We start from the raw sequence: 661 nt of genomic DNA on the forward strand, positions 1-661 counted from the left end.
CGGGACCGGGCCATTGAGGCGTGGTTGCCGTTGGCGCGGCATCTGGCGCATCGGTATTCGGGGCGTGGTGAGCCGACTGATGATCTGGTGCAGACCGCCACGGTGGGTTTGATCAAGGCGGTGGACAAGTTCGATCCGCAGCGGGGTGTGGATTTCGCGGGGTATGCGATTCCGACGATCATCGGGGAGATCAAGCGGCATTTCCGGGACCGGACGTGGTCGGTGCGGGTGCCGCGGCGGTTGCAGGAGTTGCGGCTGGCGATCACGGAGGCGAACAGCTCGCTGACGCATTCGCTGGGTCGGTCGCCGACGGTGGCGGATATCGCGGGTCATCTGGGGGTGTCCGAGGAGGACGTGCTGGAGGGCCTGGAGGGGGCGCGGGCGTATAACGCGACGTCGTTGTCGACGCCGATCAGTGCGGAGGGGACCACGGAGCTGGGGGATACGCTCGGTGGTGAGGATGATGAGTTCGCGTTGGCGGAGACGCGGGTGGCGTTGGGGCCGGCGTTGGCCACGCTGGATGAGCGGGAGCAGCGGATTCTGACGTTGCGGTTTTATGGGAATCTGACGCAGTCGCAGATTGCCGAGCAGGTGGGGATTTCGCAGATGCATGTGTCGCGGTTGCTGACCAAGGCGCTGGGCAAGCTGCGGAGCCAGTTGA

1 protein-coding gene is annotated in these 661 nt (G+C 65.5%); it reads left to right on the forward strand.

The window, feature by feature from the left end:
- Positions 1 to 661: RNA polymerase sigma factor SigF (locus tag IEY73_RS32815; protein ID WP_189083235.1), on the forward strand; the 661-nt coding region annotated here is incomplete at both ends.

Source organism: Mangrovihabitans endophyticus (genome assembly GCF_014646155.1).
GTDB lineage: Bacteria > Actinomycetota > Actinomycetes > Mycobacteriales > Micromonosporaceae > Actinoplanes > Actinoplanes endophyticus.